Below are 12,053 nucleotides of genomic sequence, written 5' to 3'. Positions count from 1 at the left end.
AACAGCGCCGGGCCGACTGACGCGGCCCGGCGCCTGCGGGCGGCCGGCGCTCAGTCCGCGTCGGCAGGGCGCAGCTTGCGCACCACGTCATCGGGCGGCAACAGCGTGTCGCCGGGCACATAGTGGTAGTCGACCATCACGCCTTTGCCATCCTGCAGCGCGAGCTTGCCCACATACAGGCCGAAGGTGGCCTGATGGTCGATGGCGCGGTATTGCATCGGGCCATCGGGCGTGTCGAACTTCAGGCCGCTGAACGCCTTGATCAGCGAGTCGGTGTCGGTCTTGCCGCCCGAGGCCTTCAGGCCGGCCCCGATGGACTTGATCGCGTCATAGCCGATGATGGAACCGAAGCGCAGCGGCACCTTGCCGTACTTGTCCTGGTAGGCCTTGAGAAAGGCCAGGTGGGCCGGCGTCTTGATGCTGTACCAGGGATAGCCCGTCACGGTCCAGTTGGGCGGGATCTCGTCGCGCAGGGGTTCGAGGTATTCGGGCTGGCCGGTAATGAGGGAGAACACCGGCATCTTGGCCGTCAGCAGGCCGCGCGTCTGGCCTTCGCGCACGAACTGGGCCAGGTCGGAGCCGAACAGGGCGTTGAAGATGGCGTCCGGCTTGGCATCGATGATGGCCTGCGTGACGCTGCCGGCGTCGATCTTGCCGATCGGCGGCGCCTGCTCGGTCACGAACTGGACATCGGGCTCGCGCGCCTTGAGCTGCTCCTTGAAGGTCTTGGCCGCCGACGTGCCGTATTCATAGTTGGGGTAGACCAGCGCCCAGCGCTTCTTGCCCGATTTGACGGCGGCGTCGATCAGCGAGGACGACAGCATGTAGGTCGAGGCTTCGAGGCGGAAGGTATAGCGGTTGCCGTCCGACCAGACGATGTTGTCCGAAAGCGCTTCGGTGATGAGCATGAACCGCTTTTTCTGCTTGGCGAAATCGGCCAGGGCCGTGCCGATGTTGGAGTAGAAGGAACCCGTCAGAATGTCGACCTTGTCCTTGTCGATCAGCTCCTGGGCTGCACGCACCGCGTCGCCGGGGTTGGCGTTGTCATCGCGCGTGATCAGCTCGAGCTTCTTGCCGTCGATGCCGTCCTTGGCGTTGATCTGGTCGATGGCCAGCATCATGCCCTTCTTGTAGCCATCGGCGAAGACCGGCTGCGCCTTGTAGCTGTTGATGTCGCCGATCTTGATGACGCCGCTGGCGTGAGCCGGCTGTCCCGCCAGGGTCAGGGCCATGAGGCCCGCCGCGGCGGAAAGTCCGAGCCTTGTTACCTGAATCTTCATGAATGCACTCCGGTTGGTTGATACATTGTCATGCCTAAACAACGGTCCGTCATCAGGCCGCTTGCGCGCCGAGCCGCTGGACTGGATGGGGGCGCCTGAGAAAAGTACGGACGAAATATAGTCTTTGCCGGCCCCAGAGCCGGGATGAGCGCTCACGCTCTAATTGGCACGCGCCTCCCGTGCGCGGCGTTCGCGGTCCGGACCCCCAGCATGGACGGGCCGCCGCGAGCCGATAGCGCGGGGGCGCAGCCCGTCGCCGGGTTGATGGGATTTATTACAATCGAGCGTTGATCTGCGGCACGATCTCAGTGCGTGTCGGCAGGCGCCCGGGTCCGATCCGGAACCGGGCTAGAACCAGGATTGCCCGTTGTGACTTATCCCAAGCTGCCTTATCCCCCGTCCACCTATACCCGTGGCGCTGAATTCGTGCGCCGGCTGGGCCAGCGCATTCTGATCCTGGACGGCGCGATGGGCACCATGATCCAGCGCTACAAGCTCTCCGAGGCCGATTTCCGCGGCGAGCGCTTCAAGAATCATCACAAGGATCTCAAGGGCGACAACGAATTGCTGTCGCTAGTGCGCCCCGACGTCATCAGCGAGATTCACGGGCAATATCTGGAGGCGGGTGCCGACGTCATCGAGACCAACACCTTCGGCGCGACGTCGGTGGCCCAGGGCGACTACGATCTGCCCGAGCTGGCTTACGAATTGAACAAGGTCTCGGCGCAGCTGGCCCGCGCCGCCTGCGACGCCTACAGCACGCCCGATCATCCCCGCTTCGTGGCGGGGGCGCTGGGCCCCCAGCCCAAGACCGCTTCCATATCACCCGACGTCAATGATCCGGGCGCGCGCAACATCACCTTCGACGAGCTGCGCGTGGCCTATGTCGAGCAGATGAACGGCCTGCTCGACGGCGGCATCGACATCGTGCTCATCGAGACCATCTTCGACACGCTCAATGCCAAGGCGGCGATCTATGCCGTGGAGGAGGTGTTCGAGGCGCGCGGCGTGCGCCTGCCGGTGATGATCTCGGGCACCGTCACCGACGCGTCGGGCCGCATACTTTCGGGGCAGACGGTCGAGGCCTTCTGGAACTCGGTGCGCCACGCGCGGCCGGTCACGATAGGTCTGAACTGCGCGCTGGGCGCGGCGCTGATGCGGCCCTACGTGGCCGAGCTCTCCAAGCTCTGCGACACCTATGTCTGCGTCTATCCCAACGCCGGCCTGCCCAACCCCATGGCCGAGACGGGTTTTGACGAAGGTCCGGCCGACACGGCGGGCCTGCTGGAAGAGTTCGCCAAATCCGGCCTGGTCAATATGGCCGGCGGCTGCTGCGGCACCACGCCCGACCACATCCGCGCCATTGCCGAGAAGGTCGCGGCGCTGACGCCGCGCGCCGTGCCCGAGGTGCCCGTCAAGACGCGTCTGTCGGGCCTGGAGCCGGTCAGCATCGACGAGCAATCGCTCTTTGTCAACGTAGGCGAGCGCACCAACGTCACGGGCAGCAAGATGTTCGCGCGCCTGATCCGCGAAGAGAAATACGACGAGGCGCTGACGGTCGCGCGCCAGCAGGTCGAGAACGGCGCGCAGATCATCGACATCAATATGGACGAGGCCATGCTCGATTCGGTCGCGTGCATGAAGCGCTTTCTCAATCTGATCGCCTCCGAACCCGACATCGCCCGCGTGCCGGTGATGATCGACAGCTCCAAGTGGGAAGTGATCGAGGCCGGCCTGAAGTGCGTGCAGGGCAAGCCCGTGGTCAACTCGATTTCCATGAAGGAAGGCGAGGAAATCTTCCGCCACCACGCGCGCCTGTGCCGGCGCTACGGCGCGGCCGTGGTGGTGATGGCTTTCGACGAGCAGGGCCAGGCCGACACGCTCGAGCGCCGCAAGCAAATCTGCGGCAAGGCCTACAAGATCCTGGTCGAGCAAGAGGGATTCCCGCCCGAGGACATCATCTTCGACCCGAACGTCTTCGCGGTTGCCACCGGCATCGACGAACACAACCACTACGCAGTCGATTTCATCGAGGGCGCGCGCTGGATACGCCAGAACCTGCCGCATGCCCGCATCTCGGGCGGCATCTCGAATGTGAGTTTCTCGTTCCGCGGCAACGAGCCCATGCGCGAGGCCATCCACACGGTTTTTCTGTACTACGCCATTCAGGCGGGTCTGACCATGGGCATCGTCAATGCCGGCCAGCTCGGCGTGTATGCCGATCTGCAGGCCAGGCTGCGCGACCTGGTCGAGGACGTGATCCTGGACCGCCCCGATCCCGTGGGCAAGGAAGGCGACGCCGACGAACACACGCCCACCGAGCGCCTGGTGCAGTTCGCCGACACCATCAAGGGCGACGGCAAGAAGCGGGAAGAGGACCTGTCCTGGCGCGAGGTGCAGGTCGAAGAGCGCTTGAAGCACGCGCTGGTGCACGGCATCACCGCTTTCATTGTCCAGGACACGGAAGAAGTGCGGCAGAAGATCGCCGCGCGGGGCGGCCGCCCCATCGAGGTCATCGAAGGTCCGCTCATGGACGGCATGAACGTGGTGGGCGACCTGTTCGGCGCGGGCAAGATGTTCCTGCCCCAGGTGGTGAAATCGGCGCGCGTGATGAAGCAGGCCGTCTCCCACCTCATCCCCTTCATCGAGGAAGAAAAGCGCCTGATCGAAGCCGCCGGGGGCGACGTGCGCTCCAAGGGCAAGATGGTCATCGCCACGGTCAAGGGCGACGTGCACGACATCGGCAAGAACATCGTCTCCGTGGTCATGCAGTGCAACAACTTCGAGGTGGTGAACATGGGCGTGATGGTGCCCTGCGCGCAGATCCTCGAGATGGCCAAGACGGAAAAGGCCGACATCGTCGGCCTGTCCGGGCTCATCACGCCCAGCCTGGAGGAGATGGCCTACGTTGCCTCCGAAATGCAGCGCGACGATTACTTCCGTGAGCGCAAGATCCCGCTGATGATAGGCGGTGCCACCACCAGTCGCGTGCATACCGCGGTCAAGATCGCGCCGCACTACGACGGGCCGGTGGTCTATACGCCCGACGCCAGCCGCGCCGTGTCCGTGGCCGCCAGCCTGGTGTCGGAGAACGCCGATGCCTACATCGCCGAGATCGCGCAGGAGTACGAAGAGGTGCGGCGGCGCCACGCCAACCGCAAGGCCGCCCCCATCATTTCCCTGGCCGAGGCGCGCGCCGACCGGCCCGGGATAGATTGGGCCGCCTACGTGCCGCCCAAGCCCAAGTACCTGGGACGCCGCACCTTCAAGAGCTACGACCTGGCCGAAATTGCCAAGTATGTGGACTGGGGGCCGTTCTTCAACACCTGGGGCCTGTTCGGCCACTTCCCGGCGATTCTGCAGGACAAGGTGGTGGGCGAACAGGCGAGCAAGGTCTACGAGGAGGGCCAGGCCATGCTCAAGAAAATCGTCGAAGGGCGCTGGCTCAAGGCCAACGGCGTGGCGAGCTTCTACCCGGCCAACACCGTCAACGATGAGGACATCGAGATCTATCGGGACGAGTCGCGCAGCGAGGTGCTCTTCACCTGGCGCAACCTGCGCCAGCAGGGCGTCAAGCGCGAAGGCGTGTCCAACAAGTGTCTGGCCGACTTCATCGCGCCCAAGGCAAGCGGCGTGGCCGACTACATCGGCCTGTTCGCCGTGACGGCAGGCCTGGGCATCGAGCACAAGGAGGCCCAGTTTCTGGCGGCCCAGGACGATTACTCCTCCATCATGCTCAAGTCGCTGGCCGACCGCCTGGCCGAGGCCTTCGCCGAATGCCTGCACGCACGCGTGCGCCAGGATCTTTGGGGGTATGCGCCCGATGAGGCCCTGAGCGGCGAGGAGATGATCGCCGAGAAATACCGCGGCATCCGCCCGGCCCCGGGCTATCCGGCCTGTCCAGAGCATGTGGTCAAGACCGACATGTTCCGCGTGCTCGATGCCGGCGACATCGGCATGCACATCACCGAGAGCTACGCCATGCTGCCGGCCTCTAGCGTGTCGGGCTTCTACTTCAGCCACCCGCAATCGCAATACTTCAACGTGGGCGTGATCGGCGCCGACCAGCTTGCCGACTACGTCGCGCGCAGCGGCCGCACGGAACAAGACGTGCGGCGTTCGCTGGCGCCGAATTTAGGCTGAGATGACCGAGCCGCACGAAGGTTCCGTCATGCGCCGCCAGGCCTTGGGCGAATTCGTGCGCAGCGCCCGCGCCCGCATCACGCCGCAAAAGGCGGGCCTGCCCGAAGGCCCGCGCCGGCGCACGCCCGGCTTGCGGCGCGAGGAGGTGGCGCAGCTCTGCGGCATCAGCGTCACCTGGTACACCTGGATAGAACAGGGGCGCGACGTATCGGTGTCGCCCGCGGTATGGGCGCGCATCGCCGGTGTGCTGCACCTGGATCGGGCCGAGCGCGCCTACCTTTTCGAACTGGCCGAATGCGCCGACCCGCAACACCCGCGCGAGGCGATCGAGGGTGCGGCGGGGCAGTTGCGCGCTTGCGTGGACGCGATCAGCGCGCCGGCCTATGTACTGGACCACGCCTGGAACGTGCTGGCCTTCAACGACGCCATGTGCGAACTGTTCGACGACTGGCCCGCGCGCGAGGCCAGGCCGAATCTGTTGCACTACATTTTTCTCGACCCGGCGGCGCGGCGGCTGGTGGTCGATTGGGAACAGCGCGCGCGCCGCGTCGTGGCCGAATTTCGCGCCGACGCGGCCGCCAACCTGGACGCGCCCGAGGTGGCGGCCCTGATAAACGCCTTGAACCGCGAGAGCGCCATGTTCGCGCACTGGTGGACGCGCCACGCCGTGATCGAACGCGAAGGCGGCCTGCGCGATTTCGACCACCCGCGCAACGGCCGCCTGGCCTTCCAGCAAGTCACTTTCCGCCTGGCCACGCATCCGGAGCTCAAGCTGGTGATGCTGCTGCGGCCGGATGAGGCAGGGGATGCGGGTCTCGCTCCGTAGGGCTTGTTAACAAGCCCTGGCGCCGCCTCCCGGCTTTACGCCCGGGGTATTGATCAATGCGTTTCCAACCATTCATGCAAAGCATCGTTCATGCGCGTTTGCCATCCGACGCCCTGGGCCTTGAAGGCTTGCACGATATCGGCGTCGAGCCTGAGATTGAGGTGAATCTTGGTCGTGGCCGCCTTGGGACGGCCACGGGGCTTGAGCAATTGCGACGCAGCTTCGGCGCCTAGCAATTCAGGCAGCACTTCAGACGCCGCGCGCGCACGGCGAGAAGTCGCCCGAGTCCACTCCGGGTTTTCGTCATCGATCCGTTCTGAATTGGGCTGCTTTTTGCGCATAACGCTTTATCTCTCGTGAGTTGGCCTTGCGCAGGCTGATGATGCGAAGCATGCCGTCGCGCGGAGTGAACACCAGCATGTGCAGCTTCCCTTCGATGAATCCCAGCGCCTGGAAGCGGCGTTCGCCGTAGTGCCTGCGGTGATCTTCGGCTATCTGCGCACTCGACCAATCGAAGTCATTTGCTGCTTCGAAAGGCAGTCCGCGCAAGGCAACGTTGCGCGCGCTTTTTGCAGGATCGAAGCTGAGGTATGTCAATTATTGTACCCACGATAATTTGCCGAAGCAAAGAGGGATCGAACGGGTACGGGCTTGCCGTTCAGTCAATCGAGACGTGCTTCATGGTGACGTCGAGCTTGCTGAAACGACGGGATAGCCTTGGGACGGCTGCGAGATAAAAACAGCCCCGGCATGAAGCAAGCCGAGGCGGGTATCCAACAGAAATAGGCGAGGGATTTGAGGGTGATCTTTGCGCCTTATTCCTCGCGCAAAAGATCCGATGCAACCCCGGCCAGCAGTTTTTTCACCGGAGCGGGCAGCGCGGTATCGGTCAGTTGTTTCGCTGCAATCCAGCGTTCGGCTTGAACGCTTTCACGCAAGCCCACGTGTTTTTGCACGAAGACCAGCCATGGCCGCACATGCAGCCGGTAGTGCGTGAAAACGTGCGTGAAATCCGCCAGCTTGTAATGTGCGTCCGGCTCCAGCCCCAGCCCTCGCGCCGCGGCCAGCGGATCCGCATCCGCGTCGAATTCCGGCAGGCTCCACAGCCCGCCCCAGATGCCGGGCGAAGGCCGCTGGCGCAGCAGCACCCGGCCTTCGTGCGCCAATACCAGCATGCTCGTCTCGCGTTCGGGCACGGCCTTGCGCGCCTTGGGCGTGGGCAGCTCGGCCTGCCGGCCGTCGCGCCTGGCCACGCAGGTGTCGGCCACGGGGCATTGCCCGCACGCGGGCTTGCCGCGCGTGCAGCGCGTGGCGCCCAGGTCCATCAGGCCTTGCGTGTAGGCAGTCATGTCCAGGTCTGCTGCGGCCGCCACCTGGGCATCGGCTAGTTCCCACAACTGCTGGTCGACCGCGCGTCGGGACGGATCGCCCTCGATGCCGAAGTGCCGCGCGAACACGCGCTTGACGTTGCCGTCAAGAATGGGTGAGCGCTCGCCATAGGCAAAGGCCGCGATGGCCGCGGCCGTGGAGCGGCCTATGCCGGGGAGAGTGGCGATCTCCCGCGCCGTGCGCGGAAAACGCCCGCCCCAATCGGCCACCACGGTTTGCGCGCAACGGTGCAGGTTGCGCGCCCGCGCGTAATAGCCCAGCCCGGCCCAGTAGGGCATGACTTCGTCCTGGCCAGCCGCCGCCAGGGCTGCCACGTCGGGAAAACGTTCCAGAAAGCGCAGATAATAGGGAATCACGGTGCCCACCTGGGTCTGCTGCAGCATGATCTCGGAGAGCCAGATGCGGTAGGGGTCGGTCGTGCCCTGCCAGGGCAGGCCTTGGCGGCCGCCGCGGGCCTGCCATGCGGCGATGCGGGAGGCGAAATTCATGGCCGGATTATGGCATTGCCTTATTGCGGGGACGCATGGCGGGAGGTTAAAACAGCAACCGCAGCAAAAAATTGCTCCCATACCGCGCCTTCGGCTTGCTGCCCCCAAAGGGGCCGTCTTTGCCTTGGGGCGGCCCGGCGGCAAAAATCACATGCCAGGGTCGGCCGCTATCCGCTTCACAAGAGCACGATTAGATGCCGGACCGGCAACCCCGACACAATGGAGTAGACATGAATGCCCCCATCACGCCCGAGCTGCGCTCGGCGCTAGAGTCCGTCCAGCTGGACGACCGATACACCCTGGAAAACGGCCGTGCCTGGATGAGCGGCATCCACGCGCTGGTGCGCCTGCCCATCATGCAGCGCTTGCGCGACCAACGCGCCGGCCTGAACACCGCGGGCTTTATCTCCGGTTATCGGGGTTCCCCCCTGGGCGGGGTGGACCAGAACATGTGGAAGGCTGCCAAGTATCTCAAGCAGCATCACATCGAATTCCAGCCGGGCATCAACGAAGATCTGGCCGCCACGGCGGTATGGGGTTCGCAGCAGGTCAACCTGTTCCCGGGCGCCAAGTACGACGGCGTGTTCGGCATGTGGTACGGCAAGGGCCCCGGCGTGGACCGCTCGGGCGACGTGCTCAAGCACGCCAATGCGGCGGGCACCTCGCCCCACGGCGGCGTGCTGCTGGTGGCCGGCGACGACCACCCCGCCAAGTCGTCCACCCTGCCGCATCAGAGCGACCACATCCTCAAGGCCTGCATGGTGCCGCTGCTGTTCCCGTCCAGCGTGCAGGAAGTGCTGGATTTCGGCATGCACGGCTGGGCCATGAGCCGCTATGCCGGGGTGTGGTCGGGCATCAAGTGCATCACCGACATCGTCGAGGTGTCGGCTTCGGTGGAAGTCGATCCGGAGCGCGTCTCCATTGTGCTGCCCGAAGACTTCATCATGCCGCCGGGCGGACTGAACATCCGCATTCCCGATACGCCCCTGGCGCAGGAGGCGAGGCTGCTCGACTACAAGCTCTATGCGGCGATGGCCTATGTGCGCGCCAACAAGCTCAACCGCGAGATGTGGCACGTGCCGACCCCGTCGGCGCGCTTTGGCATCATGACCTCGGGCAAGGCCTATCTGGACACGCGCCAGGCCCTGGCCGACCTGGGTCTGACGGACGACATCTGCCAGCGCATCGGCGTGCGCCTCTTCAAGGTGGGCATGGTGTGGCCGCTGGAAGCGACTGGCATGCAGAAGTTCGCCGAAGGCCTGGACGAAATTCTAGTCGTCGAAGAAAAGCGCCAGATGCTCGAATACCAGCTCAAGGAAGAGCTCTTCGGCTGGATAGGTTCTGATCGCAAGATCCCGAATGTGGTCGGCAAGTTCGACGACAAGAGCGGTGGCGAATGGGGCATCCCGCAAGGCAACTGGCTCTTGCCCGCGCATTACGAGTTCTCCCCGGCCATCGTGGCCCGCGCCATCGGCTCGCGTTTGTTGAAGTTCGAGTTGCCCGAGGACGTTCGCGCCGGCATCCAGGCGCGCCTGGCGTTTCTCGATGCGCGTGAGAAGGTGCTGTCGCGCCCGCGCGTGACGACCGAACGCAAGCCCTGGTTCTGCTCGGGTTGTCCGCACAACACCTCCACCCGCGTGCCCGAAGGCTCGCGCGGCATGGCGGGCATCGGCTGCCACTACATGGTCACCTGGATGGACCGCAACACTCAGGTCTTCACCCAAATGGGCGGCGAGGGCGTGCCCTGGATCGGCCAGGCGCCCTTCACCGAGGAAAAGCACGTCTTCGCCAATCTGGGCGACGGCACCTATTACCATTCGGGCCTTTTGGCCATACGCGCGGCGGTGGCGGCCAAGGCATCCATCACCTACAAGATTCTCTTCAACGACGCGGTGGCCATGACGGGCGGCCAGCCGGTGGACGGGCCCATCACCGTGCCGATGATCTCGCGCCAGATGGCGGCCGAGGGCATCCAGAAAATCGTCATCGTCACGGACGAACCCGAAAAGTACAAGAACGTGACGGATCTGGCGCCGAACGTGCCGGTCAAGCACCGTGACGAGCTCGACGCCGTGATGCGCGAACTGCGCGAATACGGCAATGTGTCCGTGCTCATTTACGACCAGACCTGCGCCACGGAGAAGCGCCGCCGCCGCAAGCGCAACGCCTATCCCGATCCGGCGCGCCGCGTCGTCATCAATGACCGCGTCTGCGAAGGTTGCGGCGACTGCTCCGACCAGTCGCACTGCCTGTCGGTCGAGCCGCTGGAAACGGAGTTGGGCCGCAAGCGCAAGATCAACCAGTCCAGCTGCAACAAGGACTTCTCCTGCCTGAAGGGTTTCTGCCCCAGCCTGGTGACAGTCGAAGGCGGCAAGCTGCGCAAGCCCAAGGCGCTCTCGCAGCAGGGCGACATTGCCGCCGGCTTGCCCGATCCGGTGCTTCCCGACCTGGCCGCGCGCCGCGGCCTGTACGGGGTGTTCCTGGCCGGCGTGGGCGGCACGGGCATCGTCACCATCGGCCAGCTCATCGGCATGGCCGCGCACATCGAGGGCAAGGGCTGTTCGGTGCTCGACATGGCGGGCCTCGCGCAAAAGGGCGGCGCGGTGCTCTCGCACGTGGTCCTGGCCTCGTCTTCGGCCGATCTGCTCAATACCCGCGTGGCCATGGGCGAGGCCGACGTGGCCCTGCTGGGCGACCTGGTCGTGGGCACCAGTCAGGAAGCCATTGGCCGCATGCTGCCGGGCCGCACCCGCGTGCTGCTCAACAGCGATGTGGCGCCCACGGCCAGCTTCGTGCACAACCCCGACTGGATGCTGCCCGGTTCCGACCTCACCGCCGAACTGGCTGCGGCCTGCGGGCCCGGCAACCTGGCCGCCTTCGATGCGTCCGAGCTGGCGGTGGGCCTGCTGGGCGATGCCATCTACTCCAACCCCATGATGATGGGCTACGCCTACCAGAAGGGCTGGCTGCCGGTGGGCGAGGCCGCGCTCAAGCGCGCCATCGAACTGAACGGCCAACAGGTGCCCAACAATCTGGCCGCCTTCGACTGGGGGCGCCGCGCCGCGCATGATCTGGCCCAGGTGCAAGGCCTGATAGGCAAGGGCGAGAAAGCCGCGCCGCAACAAGCCCAGGACCCGGCTCAGGACGGGGGCATCATCGAGCTCAAGCGCGGCCAGAAGGCCGAGTCGACCGTGGTCGACTTCAAGCGGCCGCAGGGCGAACTGGCCGAGCTGGTCGAGCACCGCTCGGCCTTGCTCACGCAGTACCAGAACGCAGCCTATGCCCAGCGCTACCGCAGCCTGGTGGATACGGTGGCGCAGGCCGAACAGGCTGCCACCGGCACCGACCGGCTGGCGCTGGCGGTGGCGCGCTATTACTTCAAGCTCATGGCCTACAAGGACGAGTACGAAGTCGCGCGGCTGTACACCGACGGCGCGTTCATCAAGCAGGTCCAGGAGCAGTTCGAGGGCGACTGGAAGCTCAACCTGCATTTGGCTCCGCCCTTGTTCGCCAAGCGCGATGCCAAGGGCCATCTGATCAAGCGCAGCTACGGCCCCTGGGTGCTGAAGGCTTTCCGCGTCTTGGCCGCCATGCGCGGTCTGCGCGGAACGGCGCTGGATGTGTTCGGCCGTACCGAGGAGCGCCGCGCCGAGCGTGCGCTGATCCGCCAGTACGCCCAAGACCTGACGGCCATCGCGGCCAAGCTCGAACGCGGGAATCTGGACAAGGCGGTTGCCCTGGCCAGCCTGCCCGAGCACATCCGCGGATACGGGCATGTGAAGGAGGCCGCCATGGCCAAGGCGGCAGCCCGGCGTGACGAACTGCTCAAGGAATTGAGCGCACAGGTCGTGACCCTGGGCGGCTCGCGGGCGGCCTGAGGCGGGTCGCGATCACGAGCGAAGGGGGCCCGCGAGGCCCCCTTCGTGT

General features: G+C 65.2%; 7 protein-coding genes. 3 read left to right on the top strand and 4 right to left on the bottom strand.

Annotated elements, in window-relative coordinates; all coding sequences use genetic code 11:
• Positions 1-50: 50 nt before the first annotated feature.
• On the bottom strand, positions 51-1,280 hold the full coding sequence (locus H143_RS0103950) for an ABC transporter substrate-binding protein (RefSeq protein ID WP_019936926.1): 1,230 nt from the start codon (positions 1,278-1,280) through the stop codon (positions 51-53).
• A gap of 369 nt (positions 1,281-1,649) precedes the next feature.
• On the opposite strand from H143_RS0103950, the gene metH reads away from it, so the two are divergent.
• Together metH and H143_RS0103940 are read left to right on the top strand one after the other, a co-directional pair.
• On the top strand, positions 1,650-5,423 hold the full coding sequence (metH, locus tag H143_RS0103945; RefSeq protein WP_019936925.1) for a methionine synthase: 3,774 nt from the start codon (positions 1,650-1,652) through the stop codon (positions 5,421-5,423).
• 1 nt (position 5,424) lies between these two features.
• Positions 5,425-6,249: a helix-turn-helix transcriptional regulator gene (locus H143_RS0103940; RefSeq protein ID WP_019936924.1), complete on the top strand. Its 825-nt coding sequence runs from the start codon at positions 5,425-5,427 to the stop codon at positions 6,247-6,249.
• A 53-nt stretch (positions 6,250-6,302) separates the two neighbouring features.
• Here H143_RS0103940 and H143_RS0103935 read toward each other — a convergent pair whose 3' ends face one another.
• The 3 genes from H143_RS0103935 to mutY form a co-directional block, all read right to left on the bottom strand.
• The gene (locus H143_RS0103935; RefSeq protein ID WP_026349700.1) at positions 6,303-6,590 is read right to left on the bottom strand and encodes a BrnA antitoxin family protein; all 288 of its coding nucleotides are present in this window, start codon (positions 6,588-6,590) and stop codon (positions 6,303-6,305) included.
• The gene (locus H143_RS0103930) at positions 6,553-6,846 is read right to left on the bottom strand and encodes a BrnT family toxin (protein WP_019936922.1); all 294 of its coding nucleotides are present in this window, start codon (positions 6,844-6,846) and stop codon (positions 6,553-6,555) included. The genes H143_RS0103935 and H143_RS0103930 overlap by 38 nt, the downstream gene beginning before the upstream one ends.
• Positions 6,847-7,064: 218 nt before the next feature.
• Complete coding sequence (gene mutY, locus H143_RS0103925) at positions 7,065-8,126, bottom strand: A/G-specific adenine glycosylase (RefSeq protein ID WP_019936921.1); 1,062 nt, start codon at positions 8,124-8,126, stop codon at positions 7,065-7,067.
• Positions 8,127-8,356: 230 nt separating this feature from the next.
• Here mutY and H143_RS0103920 point away from each other — a divergent pair, with 230 nt between their 5' ends.
• Positions 8,357-12,004 carry an indolepyruvate ferredoxin oxidoreductase family protein gene (locus H143_RS0103920; protein WP_019936920.1) on the top strand — a complete coding sequence of 1,216 codons (3,648 nt, stop codon included), beginning with the start codon at positions 8,357-8,359 and terminating at the stop codon, positions 12,002-12,004.
• Positions 12,005-12,053 lie beyond the last annotated feature (49 nt).

The organism is Bordetella sp. FB-8 (genome assembly GCF_000382185.1).
Lineage (GTDB): Bacteria > Pseudomonadota > Gammaproteobacteria > Burkholderiales > Burkholderiaceae_B > Bordetella.
Note: the sequence above shows the minus strand (reverse complement) of the source record. Positions and strands in the feature narration are given on the sequence as shown.

Coding starts and splice junctions, on each gene's coding strand:
- H143_RS0103935 (WP_026349700.1), bottom strand. CDS start 6,590: ATGCGCAAAAAGCAGCCCAATTCAGAACGGATCGATGACGAAAACCCG.
- H143_RS0103940 (WP_019936924.1), top strand. CDS start 5,425: ATGACCGAGCCGCACGAAGGTTCCGTCATGCGCCGCCAGGCCTTGGGC.
- H143_RS0103950 (WP_019936926.1), bottom strand. CDS start 1,280: ATGAAGATTCAGGTAACAAGGCTCGGACTTTCCGCCGCGGCGGGCCTC.
- mutY (WP_019936921.1), bottom strand. CDS start 8,126: ATGAATTTCGCCTCCCGCATCGCCGCATGGCAGGCCCGCGGCGGCCGC.
- H143_RS0103920 (WP_019936920.1), top strand. CDS start 8,357: ATGAATGCCCCCATCACGCCCGAGCTGCGCTCGGCGCTAGAGTCCGTC.